This is a genomic window from Parasphingorhabdus sp., assembly GCF_039977335.1.
Taxonomy (GTDB): Bacteria; Pseudomonadota; Alphaproteobacteria; order Sphingomonadales; family Sphingomonadaceae; genus Parasphingorhabdus.
The window spans coordinates 116,558-135,000 of the sequence record NZ_JBDWDI010000001.1; the positions used below are offsets into that span (position 1 = coordinate 116,558).

General features: G+C 52.1%; 17 protein-coding genes (1 of these 17 cut by a window edge). 10 read left to right on the top strand and 7 right to left on the bottom strand.

Annotated features, from left to right (window positions below):
* Positions 1-37: 37 nt before the first annotated feature.
* Positions 38-703, bottom strand: a complete 666-nt coding sequence (locus ABJM21_RS00570; protein ID WP_348301804.1) for an SOS response-associated peptidase — start codon at positions 701-703, stop codon at positions 38-40.
* A gap of 197 nt (positions 704-900) precedes the next feature.
* On the opposite strand from ABJM21_RS00570, the gene ABJM21_RS00575 reads away from it, so the two are divergent.
* The 5 genes from ABJM21_RS00575 to ABJM21_RS00595 all read left to right on the top strand — a co-directional run bounded on the left by ABJM21_RS00575 (position 901) and on the right by ABJM21_RS00595 (position 7,990).
* Positions 901-3,189, top strand: coding sequence for a hypothetical protein (locus tag ABJM21_RS00575; protein WP_348301805.1), 2,289 nt, complete (start codon positions 901-903; stop codon positions 3,187-3,189).
* Positions 3,190-3,411: 222 nt separating this feature from the next.
* Entirely contained in the window at positions 3,412-6,090 is a 2,679-nt protein-coding gene (acnA, locus tag ABJM21_RS00580) for an aconitate hydratase AcnA (protein ID WP_348301806.1), read from the top strand.
* A gap of 44 nt (positions 6,091-6,134) precedes the next feature.
* A complete protein-coding gene (locus ABJM21_RS00585; RefSeq protein WP_348301807.1) occupies positions 6,135-6,788 on the top strand; it encodes a carboxymuconolactone decarboxylase family protein in 654 nt (217 codons plus the stop codon).
* Positions 6,785-7,321 (top strand): VOC family protein, encoded by a 537-nt coding sequence (locus tag ABJM21_RS00590; protein WP_348301808.1) that lies wholly within the window; start codon positions 6,785-6,787, stop codon positions 7,319-7,321. The genes ABJM21_RS00585 and ABJM21_RS00590 overlap by 4 nt, the downstream gene beginning before the upstream one ends.
* A 249-nt stretch (positions 7,322-7,570) precedes the next feature.
* On the top strand, positions 7,571-7,990 hold the full coding sequence (locus ABJM21_RS00595; protein ID WP_348301809.1) for a hypothetical protein: 420 nt from the start codon (positions 7,571-7,573) through the stop codon (positions 7,988-7,990).
* An 89-nt stretch (positions 7,991-8,079) separates the two neighbouring features.
* Here the strand turns inward: ABJM21_RS00595 and ABJM21_RS00600 are convergent, their stop codons facing one another.
* Both ABJM21_RS00600 and ABJM21_RS00605 read right to left on the bottom strand, forming a co-directional pair.
* Positions 8,080-8,850: a sulfite exporter TauE/SafE family protein gene (locus ABJM21_RS00600; RefSeq protein ID WP_348301810.1), complete on the bottom strand. Its 771-nt coding sequence runs from the start codon at positions 8,848-8,850 to the stop codon at positions 8,080-8,082.
* A 70-nt stretch (positions 8,851-8,920) separates the two neighbouring features.
* The gene (locus ABJM21_RS00605; RefSeq protein ID WP_348301811.1) at positions 8,921-9,559 is read right to left on the bottom strand and encodes a TetR family transcriptional regulator; all 639 of its coding nucleotides are present in this window, start codon (positions 9,557-9,559) and stop codon (positions 8,921-8,923) included.
* A gap of 661 nt (positions 9,560-10,220) precedes the next feature.
* Here ABJM21_RS00605 and ABJM21_RS00610 point away from each other — a divergent pair.
* From ABJM21_RS00610 to ABJM21_RS00620, 3 genes are all read left to right on the top strand, one after another.
* Positions 10,221-10,571 (top strand): hypothetical protein, encoded by a 351-nt coding sequence (locus tag ABJM21_RS00610; protein ID WP_348301812.1) that lies wholly within the window; start codon positions 10,221-10,223, stop codon positions 10,569-10,571.
* 183 nt (positions 10,572-10,754) lie between these two features.
* Positions 10,755-12,134, top strand: coding sequence for a DUF4139 domain-containing protein (locus tag ABJM21_RS00615; RefSeq protein ID WP_348301813.1), 1,380 nt, complete (start codon positions 10,755-10,757; stop codon positions 12,132-12,134).
* A 3-nt stretch (positions 12,135-12,137) separates the two neighbouring features.
* Positions 12,138-13,733, top strand: a complete 1,596-nt coding sequence (locus ABJM21_RS00620; protein ID WP_348301814.1) for a hypothetical protein — start codon at positions 12,138-12,140, stop codon at positions 13,731-13,733.
* 192 nt (positions 13,734-13,925) lie between these two features.
* On the opposite strand, the gene ABJM21_RS00625 is transcribed toward ABJM21_RS00620, so the two are convergent.
* Positions 13,926-14,342 (bottom strand): acyl-CoA thioesterase, encoded by a 417-nt coding sequence (locus ABJM21_RS00625; RefSeq protein ID WP_348301815.1) that lies wholly within the window; start codon positions 14,340-14,342, stop codon positions 13,926-13,928.
* Positions 14,335-14,634: a hypothetical protein gene (locus ABJM21_RS00630; RefSeq protein WP_348301816.1), complete on the bottom strand. Its 300-nt coding sequence runs from the start codon at positions 14,632-14,634 to the stop codon at positions 14,335-14,337. Before ABJM21_RS00630 ends, ABJM21_RS00625 begins: the two co-directional genes overlap by 8 nt.
* Positions 14,635-14,774: 140 nt before the next feature.
* Here ABJM21_RS00630 and ABJM21_RS00635 point away from each other — a divergent pair, with 140 nt between their 5' ends.
* Both ABJM21_RS00635 and ABJM21_RS00640 read left to right on the top strand, forming a co-directional pair.
* Complete coding sequence (locus ABJM21_RS00635) at positions 14,775-15,203, top strand: CBS domain-containing protein (RefSeq protein ID WP_348301817.1); 429 nt, start codon at positions 14,775-14,777, stop codon at positions 15,201-15,203.
* 41 nt (positions 15,204-15,244) lie between these two features.
* Positions 15,245-16,483: an adenylate/guanylate cyclase domain-containing protein gene (locus ABJM21_RS00640; RefSeq protein ID WP_348301818.1), complete on the top strand. Its 1,239-nt coding sequence runs from the start codon at positions 15,245-15,247 to the stop codon at positions 16,481-16,483.
* A gap of 5 nt (positions 16,484-16,488) precedes the next feature.
* Here the strand turns inward: ABJM21_RS00640 and ABJM21_RS00645 are convergent, their stop codons facing one another.
* A complete protein-coding gene (locus ABJM21_RS00645) occupies positions 16,489-17,292 on the bottom strand; it encodes a TIM barrel protein (RefSeq protein WP_348301819.1) in 804 nt (267 codons plus the stop codon).
* 43 nt (positions 17,293-17,335) lie between these two features.
* Positions 17,336-18,443: the 3' portion of a lipopolysaccharide biosynthesis protein gene (locus ABJM21_RS00650; RefSeq protein ID WP_348301820.1), read on the bottom strand. Its footprint extends 404 nt past the window's final position; 1,108 of the gene's 1,512 nt are visible here — the last part of the coding sequence; the start codon falls outside the window, past its right edge — the gene reads right to left on this strand; it ends in the stop codon at positions 17,336-17,338.

Here is an 18,443-nt window from a genome sequence, read left to right on the forward strand (position 1 = left end):
CGGCAGATATGATGTCCAAATGAGTTTCTCACTCGCATCACAGCGGCGATAGTAATTCCGGTCCATTGTTACGGACATTGCCGACGGCATTGGAAATAGCCGCCGTGTTGAGCGCTCCAGCATAGGGTGTGAGCAGATCGCGCGCGGCATCCCATTCGCCGGTCAGCCACAGGTCAAGCTGGTCCGGTTCCAATATTGTGGGCAGCCGGTGATGCAGCGCGGCAAAATCGGGCGTGGCTGCCGTGGTGACAATTGTATAGCTTTCGAGGTTCAGCGCATCATTACGCGTCCACAGCCCCGCAAGCAGCATGGGCTGTCCATCGCCTCGTTCAATTTTATGCGCCTGTTTATCCTTGCCAGTGGAACCAAGCCGGCGCTGCCACTCATAAAAGCCGGAAACCAGAACGGCACAGCGGCGGGATTTTAGCAGCGGTCGAAAGCTGGGTTTTTCCTCCAGCGTCTCGGATCGCGCGTTGATCATGCTGCCCGCCTTTTTCGCATCCTTGGCCCAGTGCGGCACCAGTCCCCAGTGGAGCGGCGACAGGCTGGCTTCCTCTGTATTTTTGCGAAAGGCCAGCACCTGATGGGTTGGCGCGATATTATAATTGGGCGCAAGATTGGACGGCTGGTCCGGAATGATATTCAGTATTTCGCGATATTCCGCCCAAGTGAGTTCCTCACTCGCATATTTGCGCCCGCACATATTGCCCCCGTTCCCCAACGTAGGGGAGGGTTATGGCAATCTTTACAGTGCTGTGCACCTGTTAGTTTTTATGGGGTTGTAGGAAAGGGTTATTGCACGAACGGCAAATTGTATTAAACCTTGGTTATAAGTTTTAAATAAACCTATGAAGTAAAGCCAAATCCAAGTTAATAATTTAAGAATGGGGCAAAGACGATATGAAGGAGATATTCTTAGCCTTTGCGTCTGGAAACGACTTCCATAAAACAATTTTGGAAGAAAGTGCTGCAGCTGCCACCACATTGGATCGCAAAATTCGACCTTGGTCGCTGGAGGATCCTTCAGGTCATCCCATCAGTAATACCGTTGAACATTGGATAGATAAAGCCGATGGCTTCGTGGGAGATATTACTCACGTCAACATGAATGTAACCTATGAAATAGGCTATGCTCTTGGCCTTGGATTACCATTACGACTAGTCCGATCGGTCAATAGCGATTTTACGAAAGTTCAAAAAATAGGCCTGTTGGACACTTTAGCTCACGACTCCTACGATTTTCAGCCCAAGCTTCGAGAAATACTTAGTAGAGATGATCAGACCTCACAGTGGACTGCCTCCAGAAAAAGTAAAGAACAGCCTATTTTTGTTTTACAACCATCGGTGGTTGGAGATGTATCTCGCAAAACTCTAAGCGCTATAAAAAAGATAGTGAGGATGAAGTTTCGTAATTTCAATCCTGCAGAGATCAGCCGGTTTACTGCGCCAGAGGCCTTTGAAGCAGCTACTTCTTCATTTGGTCTTTTCATGTTCTGGATCGATGGTGACTCAGAGGATGCCATAAGAAATAATCAGAGAAGTTGCTTTTTATACGGGTTAGGTCGTGGACTTGGTATTCCCTCTGTATTGCTTGCCCATGAGAGCTCTAAATTGCCTCTCGATGTTCACGATTCCGCTACTCGGTGGAGTCATCTGGATAATATTGATGAGTTGATCGAGGACTTCAGGAATTCGGTAGCAGAAGAACTTGTGCAATATTCTGACGAGGAAAGCCCCCCGAGCAAGTCTAAATTGGGAAAAGTCGCTTTCGGCGACCCAGTCGCCGAAAATGAGCAAGCAAAGCTATCACAATACTTCGTACAAACTGAATCGTTTCGTAAAGCAAAGACTGGAAACGCTCATGTTCTGACAGGCCGAAAAGGAAGCGGCAAGACAGCAATATTCTTACGAGTACGCGACGTCAGTAGAGCGAACAAACAGAATATTGTCGTCGATTTGATGCCTGACGGATATCAGCTGATAAAGCTGAAAGAGTTCATTCTTGATAAGCTATCTTTTGGTACGCGCAAAGAGGTGATTGCTGCTTTTTGGGAATATATTCTATGGTTAGAGATTGCTTACAAAATACTCGAGAAAGATGCATATAAGTCACGCAACGATCCAGAAACATTCGAACGTTATGAAGCATTGAGGAACTTTTTCAATGAACGCGTGGATACTGGTGAGGGAGATTTCTCGGAGCGATTAAGTCTCTTAGCGGACAATGTGATTTCACGATTTTCTGCCAAAGAGAGCGAAATTACAGATACTGGCTCTCTCAAGTCATCTGAAGTTCTGGAAATCATTTACGGACACGACCTTCGAAACCTTCGTGAAAATGTACTTAGCTATCTAGAGATCAAGGGTTTTGTGCTTTTTCTTTTCGACAACTTGGATCGAATTTGGACGCCCGGTGGCTTCGATCAAGATGATGCCCAGATTCTAGTAGGTCTAGCGGAGGCAATGCAAAAGATTGAACGAAATTTCATGCGAAAAGATTTAGATTTTCGCTGGATTCTCTTCATTCGAAGTGATGTCTATGAATTCCTGATAGCGGGAATGGCAGATTACGGTAAGCTTTCGACCAGCAGTTTGGAATGGTCTGACCGAGACCAGTTGAAAATATTATTCAATCAAAGGCTGTTGTCTGGATTTGTATCCTCAAATAGCGACATTCAGTTCTCTGATATTTCGGTGCCGTTAGTGAACGGTTCGAAGGCCCTCGATTTTTTGATCGACGGAAGCTTAATGAGACCGAGATACCTTATTCGGTTGTTCGAGACTGCTAGAAGAAGAGCCTTAACTCTCGAAAATACAGTTATTCGGGAGGACGATTACAATTTTGCTCTTAAAGAATTGGGATGGCAGGTTCTTGAAGATTTGGACCGAGAAATTGCTGATCTTATAAACGACGCCTCTTCTTTTCTATTTGACGTTGTCGAAAACCGTGCTTCTCTTACACCCGAGAAGCTGAGGTACTTGGCATCGGCTAAGTTGAAAGAAGATAGCGAGATTGAAAAGCTGATAGATTTAATGATCTGGAATGGCAGTCTCGGCGTGGTTACTCAGTCCGGCAAAAAGTTTATTTTCGATGTCGGTTATAAGAGAAAATATCTGGCGAATCTGATTGAAAACAATCCAGCAATACAGTTGTGCCTGCATCCAACATTGGTAGGTATCGCTTCTTAATTATATCAGTGAGTCAGAGATGTTATGCTTTGCGGCAGAAGGTCAGGCCCAAGTTCCCAATTATCTTTCTCTCTAAGTTCGTACCATTGCACCCCGGCACCCCCTGCGCTAAAGCGCTCTCGAACATCGATTCATTCGCTGGAATTCCTGCTCCCCTTCCGCCTTCGCTGAAGCTTCGGCGGACAGGCCAAACCGGCAAAAAATTAAAATAAGGGACGAATTATGACGACCACCGGACAAGACTCACTCGGCACGCGCGCGACGCTTAATGTTAATGGCACCAACTATGTCTATTATTCGCTCGCCAAGGCGGCGGCGAAGCTCGGGGATATAGAGCGCTTGCCCTATACGCTGAAAGTCCTGCTCGAAAATATGCTGCGCTTTGAAGATGGCGGCCATACGGTGGCGGCTGGCGATGCGCAGGCGGTGGTCGACTGGCAGAAAGAGGCCAAGAGCAGCGCGGAAATTCAGTACCGCCCGGCCCGTGTTTTGATGCAGGATTTTACCGGCGTTCCGGCGGTTGTTGACCTCGCGGCGATGCGCGACGGGATTAAGTCGCTGGGCGGTGACGCGCAGAAGATCAACCCGCAGGTGCCGGTGCATCTGGTGATTGACCACTCGGTGATGGTCGACGAATTTGGTACGCCGCAGGCTTTCGAGAATAACGTGGCGCTGGAATATCAGCGCAATATGGAGCGTTATGAGTTCCTGAAATGGGGATCGAAGGCATTTGACAATTTCTCCGTTGTGCCTCCCGGAACCGGCATTTGCCACCAGGTGAATCTGGAGAATATTGCGAAGGCGGTCTGGTCGTCCCAGGATCAGAATGGCGATATGGTCGCCTATCCCGATACTTGTGTCGGCACCGACAGCCATACGACGATGATCAACGGCCTGGGCGTACTCGGCTGGGGCGTGGGCGGGATTGAGGCGGAAGCCGCGATGCTTGGCCAGCCGGTATCGATGCTGATCCCCGAAGTGGTCGGGTTCAAGCTGACCGGCGAGCTGGCCGAGGGTATTACCGCGACCGATCTGGTGCTGACCTGTGTGCAGATGCTGCGCGAAGTGGGCGTGGTCGGGCGCTTTGTGGAATTTTATGGTCCGGGCGTGGCGGCGCTGTCGCTCGCGGATCGCGCGACGATTGCCAATATGGCGCCGGAATATGGCGCGACCTGCGGTTACTTCCCGATTGATGACAAGACGCTGGATTATCTGCGCCTGACCGGTCGCAGCGAGGCGGATATCGCGCTGACCGAAGCCTATGCCAAGGAGCAGGGTTTCTGGCGCCATGATGACGAGGTTGAGGCGATCTATACCAAGACGCTGGAGCTCGACATGACCAGTGTTGTGCCGTCGCTGTCCGGTCCGAAATTGCCGCAGCAGCGTGTGTCGATGGCCGATCTCGACGAGGGCTTTAACAAGGATATTACCGAGGTGTTCAACAGCGCCGATCCCGACAAGCGGGTCGCGGTGGATGGCGCGGATCATGATCTCGGCCATGGGGATGTCACCATTGCGGCGATTACCTCCTGCACCAACACCTCCAACCCCAGCGTGCTGATTGCCGCCGGTCTGGTCGCGCGCAAGGCGCGGGAGCGGGGCTTGCAGCGGAAGCCTTGGGTGAAGAGTTCGCTGGCGCCCGGGTCTCAGGTGGTGACGGATTATCTCGACAAGGCGGGGCTTTCGGAAGACCTGAACTATCTCGGCTTTAATCTGGTCGGCTATGGTTGCACGACCTGCATCGGGAATAGCGGGCCTTTGCCGGCGCCAATTTCCAAGGCGATTAATGACAATGATCTGGTCGCGGCTTCGGTGCTTTCGGGCAACCGGAATTTTGAAGGCCGGGTGTCTCAGGATGTGCGGGCGAACTATCTGGCTTCGCCTCCGCTGGTTGTCGCCTATGCGCTGAAAGGCACGGTGCGTGAGGATATGTACGAAACGCCGATCGGGCAGGGCAGCGATGGTGCGGATGTGTATCTGCGCGATATCTGGCCGACCAATGACGAGGTCAACGCCGCGATGGGCGGGGCCGTGTCGCGCGAGATGTTCGAGAGCCGTTATGCCGATGTCTATAAAGGTGACGCGGCGTGGCAGGATATCGATGTGACCGGCGGCGACACCTATCAGTGGCGTGCGGGCTCTACCTATGTGGCCAATCCGCCCTACTTTGACGGCATGACCATGACGCCGGAGCCTGTGGGGGATATTGTCGACGCTAAGACACTGGCATTATTGGGAGATTCGATCACGACCGACCATATCTCGCCCGCCGGTGCGATCAAGGAAGACAGCCCCGCCGGAGAGTATCTGCGCGACCATCAAGTGGCGAAGCAGGACTTCAACAGCTACGGCAGCCGCCGCGGAAATCACGATGTTATGATGCGCGGCACCTTCGCGAACATCCGCATCAAGAACGAAATGGCCGACGGCAAGGAAGGCGGCTACACCAAATATAACGGCGAAATCATGCCGATCTACGACGCCGCCATGCGCCACAAAGCCGACGGCAATGAACTGGTTGTTATTGGCGGGGAGCAATATGGTACCGGCTCTTCGCGCGATTGGGCCGCGAAAGGCACGAACCTGCTGGGCGTGCGCGCTGTGATCGTCGAAAGCTACGAGCGTATTCACCGGAGCAATCTGGTCGGTATGGGCGTGTTGCCGCTGCAATTTGCCGAGGGTGTTGATCGCAACAGCTTGAACCTTGACGGCAGCGAAAGCTTCACCATCAAGGGCGTCGCAACGCTGGATCCACGCCAGACGGTAGAGGTCGAAATGACTCGCGCTGATGGTTCCACGGAAACATTCGAAACGCTCTGCCGCATCGATACCGCCAACGAGATGGAATATTTCCTCAACGGCGGAATCTTGCACTACGTGCTTCGCAATCTCGCGGGCTAGCACACGCGAAAATTATGTGCATAGTCGGGGCATAGGAGAAACCCATGCCCCGACTGCGCGAAATTCCGCTTTCCGAAGTCACCGATGAATATGTGTTGGCGCTTTATAAAACGCTGTTCGGAGATCGTGATCCGGTAGCGGAGCCCGGCACGGCCACCGGGACGCCCGGCAATTGGTGGACCGTCTTTGCGCAGGTTCCCGACGCTTTCAAACATACGACTGAAGGTTTTGGTTTTTACCGCTCGCCCAATCGCAAGTTGGATCCGAAGCTTCGTGAACTCGGCCAAATTCGTGCGGGCTATGCCGTGGGATCGCAATTTGTTTATTCGCAGCATAGCAAGGCGATGCGCTTTGAGGGCTATTCGGAGGAACAGGTCAAAGCTATTCCCAACTGGTCTACGGCGGATTGTTTCGACGAAGTGGAACGTGCTGTTCTCGCCTATACGGACTGCCTGGTATTGGAGCGCGGTCGGGTACCAGATGGTGTTTTCGACGCGCTGAAGAAGCATCTCAGTGAAGTTGAAATCATCGAGCTGACTTACATAACCTGCACCTATATGATGCACGCGGTGATGAGCCGAGCGCTTCGTCTCGAATTTGATGATGTCGATGAGCGGGTGGTTGAAGTGCCTGCTCCAGAAGGAGCGACAGCGGACGTTATGGGCATGGTCGATAAACGGAAGGATACCAGCTCATGAGCTATCACCACCTTGCACTGGCGGCAAAAGACATGGCTGCGATCCACGAATTTTACGAAGTTGTCATGGGATTTGAACTGGTGACAGTCGAAATCGCGCCGGTAATGGGCGGTGGCTGGGGCAAGCATTTTTTCTACCGGATGGATGGCGATGACAGCAAGTTTATCGCTTTCTGGGAATTGCATGATGTGCCGGGGCAGGAAGATCATGAATTTGATTTGAATGTTGCCGCTAAAACCCCGCCCGGTACCAATCATATTAGTTTCGGCGTGGACAGTGCCGAGCAACTGACCAAGCGGCGTGAACAATGGAATGCGGCCGGCCATGATGTGCTGGAGATTGACCATAATTGGTGCCACTCCATTTATACCCGTGACCCCAATGGCAATATGGTCGAATTTTGCCTGACCACCGGACAATTTGGTGATGCAGAGCGGAAACGCGCTCTGGCTGCACTGGATGAAAAAGAGATGAAGCCGACTCCGCCGCCAGCAAAAATGAAGCAGTGGCTGGCATCGGAATATCAGGGCTGAAATTCAAAAATTTCTAAATTCCGGCCATGTTTGCAGCAATATTAGCAATTAATTTGGACCATGGGATGGCTCTCCAAAGAGCTGATTGATTAGCTCCATTTATGGCTGAATAGCTGCCGAAAATGAAATATCGATTGTTTGAAACGGAGGCTGTAGTTACAACGCCAGCGCCTACTGCCCTCCATAAAAATGTAACCAAAGTCGCGCCATATTCGAACCGTTGAGCAAGACACTTAACGGAGATTTGAAATGACAAAACTCACTTCTATAGTAATGACTGGCTTGCTTGCATTGGCGGCAGTCACCCCTGCTCAAGCGGCAAATCTGGGTGACAATATAGCGAATGCGGGTTCGACAATAACGGCTGATAACGCGGTTGAAACACTGGTTTCACCTGACGCTTTGCAGGGAAAGGCCGAGAATCGCCGGCACTTACGGTCACGTGGATTTGGCCATCGAAGCGGCTATCGGTCGCACGGTCGGTTTGGTCATCATCGCGGCCTGCATCATGGCAAACCCCATTTGAAGCATAAGAAGATATTTGGCGATCACAAGGGCCTCAATCGGGGCTTCAGCCGCCATCATGATCGCAGCTTTGGGCATCATAAAAAGTTCAGCAAATTTGGCCAATCCAAATTTTATGGTCGTCGGAATTTCCGCCACCGGTAAGTCGGCGGAAAGGCCCGTGCATGTTTATTGTAAGTGCAGGGTCGCAGGATCAGACGGTGTCTTTGTAACAGGGGGCACCGTCTGGTTCTCTATATGATCTTGATCAACGCGAAACCGGCTGCGATCGCGAGTAATATAACAACAAAGCCTCGCCAAACTGGCTCTGAGACGCTGCCGAAAAACTTCGCTCCCAAATGATTGCCACCGATCATCAATGGACAAGCGAGTACGCTCAATATCAATATCTTTTCATCAATCATCCCGCGCCACAAAGCGATCGCGGTGGCCATGGTTGCTGTGGCAAAGAAGATTGTGATCATTGACCCCCTGGCAACCGCCGGCGCGACACTTTTACGGACGAAATGCAGGATCACGGGCGGCCCGGGCATTGCTGCAAAACCATTGAGTAAACCGGAAAGGCTCCCCACCAACAGGATATGCAGCGGCGCTTCGTTGAGCTGTGCAGGGCGTTTCATTAAGAAGGCAAGGAAGCTGCCAATTGCTATGGCGGTTATCGCCAGCCGCGCGACATCGGTGCTGACGATATCGAGCAGCAAAAGCCCGGCTGGAGTGGACAGACAGGATATGGCAGCAATTTTTGCCACCATTGGCACGTCAATTACTTTTACTGCAGGGCGGATCCCGAAAGGACCGATGACCAGCTGCATTAATATGGCCATGATCACAGCGGTGATGGGCGGCGCGACCAGACTAACCAATGGGACGGCCAAAATCGCATAACCAAAGCCGGTCAAGCCGCGAAAGAAAGCGGCCCCAAAAACGATCAGGCAGACCACGAAAAAAGATAGCAGCGAAAGCCCGATATGGGCGTTCAGCCAGATATTGGCATCGTCGAACATGCGCGCTCTTTGCTCATTTTAGCGGGCAGGGCAACAACCCATTTCACCCCATTTTCCGCAGGCAGATATTTTAGCTTGCTACATGTAGTTTCGGTTTCCGGGGCGTTTCTTCCTTGCGGGCTTTTAAGCCGGACATGATTGTGTCGATGACCTGACTCAAACGACCCTCATCCGCGAGATGCATCATGTCCATCATGAGGTTGGGATTGCAAAAGGGCTGTACCATCGTGTTAACCAGCGAAACGATCTGGTCGAGTTCCAGTCCTTCAAAATAGCCTTCTTCCATCGCTTCGGCGAGGATGATGGCCATATAATGGTCGGTCAGATCGACATAGCCGCGGATAACTTCAAAATGTTGGTCGCCCAGTTCCATATAGGAACGAAACAGATCGGGATCTTCTTCAAAACGGGTGCGCTTGATGGCTAACCGCCGAGCGAAAAACTCATAGAGCTTTTGTTTGGCAGGCATGTCAGCCTCTACAAGGTCTTCGATAATTGTGATAAGCTCGGCAAACCATTGACCAGCCATGGCTTCGGCCAGCGCATCTTTATTCTCAAAGAAGCGATAGACATTGGACTGTGACATCCCTGCTTCCGATGCCAGATCGGTAATAGTGAAGCTTATTGCCCCGCGCTCGCGGATAATGACTTCGGCTGTTTCGATCAGCTTCTGACGACCTGCTTCAATATCTGTTTCTGGACGCGGCATCGGAGGGCTCCTGCTTGGCTTTACATCTGTGTGATATACATAGCTGATACGGTTTTATGATAAAAGATATTTTTATTTATTTTTCAATTACCCGCGAGGTAATATGTCTGATGCTAGACTTATCATATCACCACTAGCCTAGAATTGCTCTTTGATTTTGCAATCTACCGCTCCCAACATGCACCTATTCGAAGGGGGAAATCGCCCGTTCGGAAGGTTCCGGCTTTGGCGAATCCAACTCAGTTGATGGCGGCCTGAATTTTGTTGATCTCGCGGGTCAAAGCTATACCAGCAAAGGCTTGTCCGTGAATCTGCTCAGGAAATTCTAAACCGCAGTTATCGCTTCTTGCTTGCAAACGAGATTTAGTTTTACGTGAGTCAATTGTTCAAATATGTAATAATAGCTAAGTAAAGTAACTGTTTATCAACGATACTTTACTCCAAAATGGCTTGAATTATTTTGCGCATCGCCGGCATGGATATGTTATAGCGTTTTAGTTTACCAATATAGCCGTCATTTTGTAACGCGAAAGGCGTCTGTTTGAAAAATTGAAAGGCACTCCCCCATGCCGATTATTCTATTCGCTATTTCCCCGTTCCCTGCGGCAAAGAAGTACGGAGCGCAAAACATTTTCTCTGTCTTTGGTTTGGATGTGCGCTGATGAGCTATTCAGGCCCATTCGTCAGTTTATCTCAGAACTTCTTCAAGGATAGTGTACGTTTATCGCCCAGAGAAACAATTCTCGTCGAGCATCAAATTCAAAAAAGTGTCAAAGATTTCAAAATTGCCGGTGATCTGTCAATTTTAGCAAGTCTCAGCGCAACCATTGGATTTATCGTATTTTGCGTGGGTATGATGTATTTTTTCACGGGCAGCAATTCCTATGACATGGCGTTAAAAATCGGCTGTTGCGGATTGGTCTTAGCCGCACTGTCAACGGCAGCCGCAAGCTGGAAAACAAAAATGGCTACCGACCGGATAGAAGTAATAAGAAAGCTATTTGGTCCATAGTTTGCACGGCAGCGGTAGTGGCTGGCCTATTTAGCCAATGTTGGTGAATCCTCGCGGTCACAGATGCTGCGAATTCGATTTCATGATATTATACCGTTCGTCCGAGAACAGAGGCAATTGCCGTTTAAGCTACATTCATTTTGGCCGCGTTAAGCCGTGCGATACGAACGATGGAGAGAGAATATGCGGCTTCTTGCTTTTACCGGTCTCGCACTGGTCACCCTTGCGACCCCGGCGATCAGTCAGTCCTCTGGGCAGGGCGATATTGCGGTTACGATTTACAATAATAATCTGGCGCTGGTGCAGGATACCCGCCGTTTGAATATTCCATCGGGCCGTTCGGTCCAGACATTTCCTGGCGTTTCCGGGCAGATCAGGGCTGAGACGGTTGGCTTTAACGCCGCCGATACTGGCATTGTTGAGCAAAATTTCGATTATGATCTTTTGTCTCCGCAGAAACTGATGGAAAAAGCAGTGGGCGAGACGGTGACGATCGTGCGGATCAACCCTGCGACTGCCAAGGAAACAAAAGAGCGGGCCAAAGTGCTGGCGGCCAATGGCGGTGTGGTGCTGCAAATTGGTAGTCGTATCGAAGTGCTCCGTGATGACCGGCTGCCGACGCGAGTGATTTTTGACAAAGTACCGAATAATTTGCGCGCGCGACCGACACTTTCGGTAACATTGAACAGTACGCGTGGGGGCACCCGGCCGGCACAGCTCAGCTATCTGACCAGCGGTATGGGCTGGAAGGCCGATTATGTTGCGTTGTTTGATGAAAAAGCAGGCAAGATGGACGTGCAGGGCTGGGTGACGCTGACCAATAATACTGGCACGACATTTAACAATGCGAAGACCCTGTTGGTGGCTGGAACACCTAGCGTGAATGGACAGCGGAACCGGGGCGGTCGGAATAATATCCGCCGGGCAGGAACCGAATCCGCCAATCGCGAATCTCTCGGTGATTTCTATCTCTATCCACTGGCGGCGCGCACAACGATCGCCAATGCCCAGACCAAACAAGTCAGCTTTCTCGACGTAACCGGTGCTTCAGCGCAAAAGGCTTATGAATATACCAATCGCTGGCTCGGCACCCAGAATGAACCACAAAGCGCGGCGACGGTGCTGCAATTCAGCGCTTCGGCGAATGGCGGATTGGGCGATGCGCTGCCAGCTGGAACCGTGCGGGTCTATATGAAGGACGCCTCGGGTCAGCCCCAGTTTATTGGTGAGAATAACATCGGCCACACACCGATGGGTTCTGAACTCGGCTTGAAAACTGGTGAAGCATTTGATGTGAAGGTCAAGCCAACGGTTACCGAACGGCGGCGTTTGTCCCGGAGCAAGTGGCGCAGCAGCATGTCTTATGAGCTGACCAATGCCCGGTCGACCCCGGTTACCGTGTCGGTGATTCAAGACGGGCTCGACTTTTACTGGAGTGATACCCGGATCGTCAGCGAAAGCCTGAAAAGCGAGCGGCGTTCGTCCAATAGTATCGTTTGGAAAGTTCCGGTGCCAGCTAATGGGCGAGCGACCGTGACGGCGGCCTTTGAGACGCGGTTCTAGATCATGATATTGCGAGCGCTCTCGGCGTTCATCCTTCTCGCAACCGGTGTTCCTGTTTTGGCGCAAACCGAACAGTCCGCATCGGAATGGGCGCATCAGGTGGTAACATCGGACGGGCCGTCTTCGGTATCGGTGACCGTCTATCGCGATCCGCGCCGCACCGGCGACAGGGGCATGAACCTGAGCTACCTCGGTGGCTATGCGTTGATCACGGAGCAGCGGACTGTGACCTTGCCAGCAGGCGAGATTGACTTGCGCTTTGAAGGCGTGGCCGGCGGTATTATTCCGCAATCGGCAATTGTCACTGGCTTGCCCGATGGCGTGATCGAGAAAAACCGCGATGCGGCTTTGTTATCTCCATCGGCGTTGCTCAACGGCTATCTCGGACGCGGCGTTACGATTCGCCGGACTAGCGCTGTGACTGGAGAGACAAAAGAATTTGATGCGCAAATTCGCACCGATGCCAGCGGCGGCGTGGTGTTACAGACGGCAGAAGGCTTTGAAGCTTTGCAATGCACGGGCCTGAACGAGGCAATTGTTTATCCCGCCATTCCCGAAGGATTGTCAGCCAAGCCAACCTTATCTGTGAAAAGCCGGGTCGCGACGCCAACGCGCGCGACGGTAACGCTGTCCTATCTCGCGACCGGCTTTGATTGGCAGGCCAATTATGTCGCCGACGTCAGCGCCGATGGCCAAACCATGAACCTATTCTCTTGGGTGACACTGGCCAATGGCGACGAAACATCCTTCGCCAACGCTCAAACCCAGACGGTCGCGGGTCAACCGAATAAGGGCCGCGATAATATTGCGCGTGCAACCGGTGGAGGCATCTCCCTGCGCTGTTGGCCGCAAGCGACGACTAGCGACATCATGGTGAAACGGTTTGACCGTGCACGCAACGAGAGTCGGATGCGGGGACAGCCTTTAATGGCACCGATGATGGCAATGGAGGCGGAGTCGGATTTGGTCTCCGTTGGAGGCGCCAGGAAAGTCCAGACCAAACAAGAAGATCTCGGCGACCTTAAACTCTATCGCATCCCGGTTCCGGTTACAGTCGCGTCGCAAAGCCAGAAACAGGTGGCGATGTTTGAGAAGACCGCGATTCCCTTCATTCAATTTTATGAAACCCAGATTTGGGCGAATGATTATCAGGAAGCCACCCCGCTGGTGACGACATTGCGGTTCCAGAACAAGAAACGCGATGGCTTGGGACTGGCGCTCCCGGCCGGTAAAATGGTAGCCTTCAAATGGGCTGGCGGCGAACGGCTGCTGCTTGGCGAAGGCGGCGTGGATGACAAGGCGATCGGCGAGCAGGTAGAAGTCAGCATCGGAGAAAGTCCTCTGGTCCGCTATCAACTCCAATCAATGGAGAATTTCGATAGCGAAGATGTTCAATGGACTGCGATGGAATTAACGATCACCAATGCGTCCCGCACTGCGGCGCAGGTGGAAATCAAGATTGATCATCAGGATAACGAAAAGCTGCGCAAACTCAGCCAGAAGCTGGGCCGCAAGGACGGCAAGGACTTCTGGAAAGTCACGGTGCCCGCGAATGGAGAACGTGAGCTGACTTATCGGGTGGTGCGCGATAAACGGTGAGTGGCGGGCATGGCGCCAGCGGGCTTTCCTACAAGCCAGGGAATATGGTATTGAGCCGCCAAGCGCTCTCAGCGTTGAAAATTGACGGGCGTTCTCCGCGGCAGGGGCTGAGGCTCTTTTTTAGGCGATTCTGTGTATAAGCTGTATAAACTCATTCAGAAAAGCGATCTCCATTCTGAATTTAGAGGAGAATCAGTCCTGATATCTCGTCTTTGAGCTCTCCGGAATTGACCTGGGGCGATGCTGTTCGTCCAGCGCGACGAAGGTGAAGAGGCCGCTGGTAACCGGCACATGCTCTTCGCCGCGATTGCGTTCTGCAACAACATCGATCCGCAAACTGACCGACGTATTGCCGATCCGTTCGACCTGCGCATAGACTGAGACAATATCGCGGGTGAGAATGGGGGCGAGGAAGGACATGGCTTCAATCGCGACAGTGGCGGTGGAACCCTGTGCCACTCTTGCAGCCATGATACCGCCAGCAATATCCATCTGAGATAGAACCCAACCACCAAATATATGGCCATTATTATTAAGATCACGCGGTTGCGGTGCAACACGCAATACAGGCTGCAGCGTGATTAGCTTTGCAAGATCATCTTCACTCATCGGGCGAGATATCTTTGCTCACGGGATCGTCGATGCATTCATCATGGCCCGTACCGCTCGACATGAACACGAGGCCCATTAACGCGGCGGTCAACAAGACAGCAAAACCAACGCCTCCGGCGGCGGCGACATACATGTGGATCGAAACGAGACCGTGGAGATAATATAGAACGCCGAGAGCCAAAACGATGCACATGAAAGTTAGCGCCGTCATCCAGCGCATCAAGCGCCAGTAACGGGACCAGGCAATGCCGGCATATAGGGGATCATCCAGCTGTGAGGGACCAGGCAATTTCAATGACTCCTTTGGATTAGCGCCTCTTTGGACTTTATTGGATTTGCCTTCAAGCCCAACTTCGGCCAAAAATATGCTATGCTATGGCTCTTAGACGGGACTCGATAGCGATTTTTGGAGATGGGGAGAGGGCGCGTATGACAATTCAGGCGATATTACAGGGGCGCGAAGGACAGATTTTTAGCTGCTCGATAGACCATACAGTCGCCGAGGCCGTTGCCATATTGGCCGAGAAAAGGATTGGTGCACTGCCGGTAATGGATGGCGACCGGGTTGCGGGAATCTTTTCTGAACGTGATGTACTGCGCGGTCTTCAGAAACTGGGCCCGGCGATCATGGATAAACGTGTGGCGGAAGGCATGACTGCAGACGTTATATCTGTGGACTTGCAAAAAAGCGCGATTGGTGCCCTGTCGCTGATGACCAAACGGCGCATTCGCCATTTGCCGGTAGTCGATGGTGATAAGCTGGTTGGTTTCATTTCGATTGGCGATCTGGTCAAATATCGCATCGACAAGATTGAAAGCGAAGCGGCTGCAATGCGCAACTATATTCAGTCCGCCTAATCGGGCAGACTGCAGATAGTTGATAGCGGGGGCTACGGAAAATGGGGCTATTCAATCGCTTTGCCGATCCGGCAATTGAAAATCAGTACATTGTTGGCGAACGGCGGGCACGGAGAACGGCGACCCGGACGCTGATCATTATCGCCATCGGGGTCTATGTCGCTTTCACGATCTTCAACCCGATGTTCTTTCCAGACGCAGTGCTGATTATATATAATAGTCTTTCCGCACTGATGATCCTGGCTCTGGTAATTGCCTATTATGTTGTTGGGACGCACTATTATCTCGAATGGACCTGGCTTGATTTCCTGATCTTTGCACTGATGTCGATCGCTGTGGTGATCCTGATGGCTTCGCTAGCGCGGACAGAAGATACGACTGGCACATCCTTTCTTGGCATGGCTGTCATTAATCTGGGTATCGCGTTCGCCTATGCGAGTATTGCTTTCGTTGCCAATGTACGATGGTTCTTGGCGTGGGCGATTGGCGTAATGCTTATCTATGTCGGCTATGTTGCGATTGTCGACATTCCGGTTTTCCCCAAAGTCTATATGATTGCCAATGTCTCGATCTTTTTGACCTTTGCGTTATTTGTGAATTGGGACATCGATCGGCGCGCTCGCGATGTTTTCGTTGCCAACGAAGCGCTAGACGCCGAGCGTCAGAAAACCGAGCAGCTGCTTTATAATGTATTGCCGCAGACCGTCGCCAAAAGATTGCGTGCGGGAGAGGCGGTGGCTGATTCCTTTTCCGATGTATCGGTTATCTTTGTCGACATTGTTGGCTTCTCTCGATTGGCTAAAATATTGGCCCCTGGGCATTTGGTGGAACAACTCAATAATTTCTTCTCCGTGGCGGACGAATGCGCCGATCGCTATGGCATCGAAAAAGTAAAGACTATTGGGGATGCCTATCTCGCAGTCTCAGGCGGAACGGCTTCGACGGGTCAGGGCGCGCGCGCCGCGATTAATTTCGGCCGCGAGCTAATTGCCATGATGCAGGCGCGAGCAGAAGAGAGCGGCGTCGACATTAAATTGCGCATCGGCATCCATTCCGGACCGGTCGTCGGCGGTGTCGTGGGATCAAACCGGCTGGCCTATGACTATTGGGGCGATACTATGAACATCGCCAGCCGCATCGAGGGCGCAGCAGAAGCCAATGGAATCGCAGTATCATCAGCCACCTTTTTCGAGTGCGGAGGCGGTTTTGATTTTAGCGAACCAGAGAGTCTGACTCTGAAAGGCGTCGGCGATACCGAAATATACCGGCTTCAAATGTAGGCCGGCTAACCGATAGCTATGTCATGACGGTCAAAAAATGCCATCGCCGCAGCTCGCACAGCTCGCGCTCTTTGAACGGCATCGGGATATTGATCACGATAGGCTTTCGATCGAACCTCTAAGCTCAACGGAATTGCAGTGGGCAGCGCAGCCAATATTTCGGTAAGCGGCAGTTCGCCTTCGCCCGGCGCGCTGCGCAAGTCTATGGCGTCTTCCAGATAGGCGTTGAAATCGTCAGCGCAGTGCGAATTGCCATCACATATCTGGCTATAGTTTAGCAGGCTCTGGTCGACTGCTTTTAATGCGGTGGCGGCATGACCCGCGCGCTGAAAATGCAAGCTGTCGATCAGCACCGCTGCTGCGGGATGATTGCAGCGTGCAACTATATCGAGAGCCGAATCGAGGGATCGAACGGCCGTAATCATAAGAAATTCGAGCGAGACTCGCATATCAGCTGGCGCTGCCCATTCGCATAGCTGATGCAATGCCGCTGCCGTTCGGTCCGGGTCGGGTTCAGCACTGACGACGAGGACATTGGGCGCGCCCAGCTCGGCGCCGGCATCTATTATGAGCCGGTGGCTATCCGTTAGCACGCCGCCCTCGGGGATCCAGACCACCTCGACATCGAGTACGGAGAGGTCATATTCTTTGATCGCGGCCTTGGTGGCTTTGACCTGTTCCGGGGTCCATTGTTCTGGCTCTATAGTGAAGCCGACATGACTAAAGCCGGATTGACCGGCGGCGTGAGCCACCTGGTCAGGTAGAAATTCCGGAAGGGTGCCAGCGGCCAAAGACAAGATATGTGTCATGGTGTCGGGTTAGCTGATGGTAGCTTCCATGCAATGCGCGCTTTTAAGAGGGACGTTCCGCAAGGTCCGACGCCGCTTCCGGCTCAGGAGCCTTTTTGCGGAGCACAAGCTGTATCACTTCGAGCAACGTGGGTTTGGCCAGCAGCCACAATAAGCCGACATAAGAAAGTCCGCCAATCGCGACCAATATCGCAAACCGGGCATAGACAATCATCTCGGGCAAGAACTGGTCGGCGACATAAACGACCGCGGCCATAGCTATGGAGGTTGATAGACCCGGCCAGATTGCCCCGGCGAGTTGACCAGCACTAATCCCAATATGGCGATAGGATTGGAAGAATGTGAATAGTGTCAGCAATGGGAAGGCAACCAGCCACCCCCAGGCTAGACCAATAGCGCCCCATTGCAGGCCGATTAAAAAAGTAACGGGCATTAATATGGCGCCGGCAAAAGAAGCCCGGGCTGTAATCTGGGGCTTACCGACAGCGTTATTGGCGGGTGCGAATAATATCTGCAGTGTCATCACGGGCATCGCCAATGCCAATATGCCAACAAATGGAGCCATCTCCAGCCATTTGGGACCAAATAAGGTAGCTACCAATGGGCCAGCGGTAACCGACATGCCCAAATAGAGTGGGCAGGATATGAGCATGATCAGGCGCACTGCTTTGAGGAATGACCAACTGAGAGCCTTGGGATCATCTTGCAAACGAGAATAGGCCGGGAAGGCGACCTCATTAAGAGGTGGCACAAATTTCGCGGCGAAGATCGTCGTCAGAAATAAAGCTTCGGCATAGAGGCCCAGTTCATGAGGATCGAGAAACCGGCCAGCGATAAAAATGTCGGATTGGCTTTGGATGGTCCAGAACAAATGGCTTGCGAGCAAGGTGGCGCCGAATCCGAACATCGCGCCAGCGCCTTTAAAGTTGAAGCTGGGCCAGATGTAGAACTTGACTGCGATGACCAAACAGATGGCGCGCGTCCAGAAGATTGATAGCGGTGCATAAATAAGCGTCCAGACACCGTGACCGTTTAGAGCAAAATATAATGCAACCGCTGCGCCAACAACTGCTGAAATCAGATTGATGATCGCAGGTTTTTTGAATTCCAGGTTCCGAGTCATCAACGCTTCGGGAAGCACCATGAAAGGA

What these genes read in the sequence shown, in the direction of transcription:
- ABJM21_RS00610 (WP_348301812.1), top strand. Translation starts at nt 10,221, where the DNA reads ATGAGCTATTCAGGCCCATTCGTCAGTTTATCTCAGAACTTCTTCAAG.
- ABJM21_RS00645 (WP_348301819.1), bottom strand. Translation starts at nt 17,292, where the DNA reads ATGACACATATCTTGTCTTTGGCCGCTGGCACCCTTCCGGAATTTCTA.
- ABJM21_RS00575 (WP_348301805.1), top strand. Translation starts at nt 901, where the DNA reads ATGAAGGAGATATTCTTAGCCTTTGCGTCTGGAAACGACTTCCATAAA.
- ABJM21_RS00570 (WP_348301804.1), bottom strand. Translation starts at nt 703, where the DNA reads ATGTGCGGGCGCAAATATGCGAGTGAGGAACTCACTTGGGCGGAATAT.
- ABJM21_RS00615 (WP_348301813.1), top strand. Translation starts at nt 10,755, where the DNA reads ATGCGGCTTCTTGCTTTTACCGGTCTCGCACTGGTCACCCTTGCGACC.
- acnA (WP_348301806.1), top strand. Translation starts at nt 3,412, where the DNA reads ATGACGACCACCGGACAAGACTCACTCGGCACGCGCGCGACGCTTAAT.
- ABJM21_RS00595 (WP_348301809.1), top strand. Translation starts at nt 7,571, where the DNA reads ATGACAAAACTCACTTCTATAGTAATGACTGGCTTGCTTGCATTGGCG.
- ABJM21_RS00620 (WP_348301814.1), top strand. Translation starts at nt 12,138, where the DNA reads ATGATATTGCGAGCGCTCTCGGCGTTCATCCTTCTCGCAACCGGTGTT.
- ABJM21_RS00590 (WP_348301808.1), top strand. Translation starts at nt 6,785, where the DNA reads ATGAGCTATCACCACCTTGCACTGGCGGCAAAAGACATGGCTGCGATC.
- ABJM21_RS00640 (WP_348301818.1), top strand. Translation starts at nt 15,245, where the DNA reads ATGGGGCTATTCAATCGCTTTGCCGATCCGGCAATTGAAAATCAGTAC.
- ABJM21_RS00600 (WP_348301810.1), bottom strand. Translation starts at nt 8,850, where the DNA reads ATGTTCGACGATGCCAATATCTGGCTGAACGCCCATATCGGGCTTTCG.
- ABJM21_RS00625 (WP_348301815.1), bottom strand. Translation starts at nt 14,342, where the DNA reads ATGAGTGAAGATGATCTTGCAAAGCTAATCACGCTGCAGCCTGTATTG.
- ABJM21_RS00605 (WP_348301811.1), bottom strand. Translation starts at nt 9,559, where the DNA reads ATGCCGCGTCCAGAAACAGATATTGAAGCAGGTCGTCAGAAGCTGATC.
- ABJM21_RS00635 (WP_348301817.1), top strand. Translation starts at nt 14,775, where the DNA reads ATGACAATTCAGGCGATATTACAGGGGCGCGAAGGACAGATTTTTAGC.
- ABJM21_RS00585 (WP_348301807.1), top strand. Translation starts at nt 6,135, where the DNA reads ATGCCCCGACTGCGCGAAATTCCGCTTTCCGAAGTCACCGATGAATAT.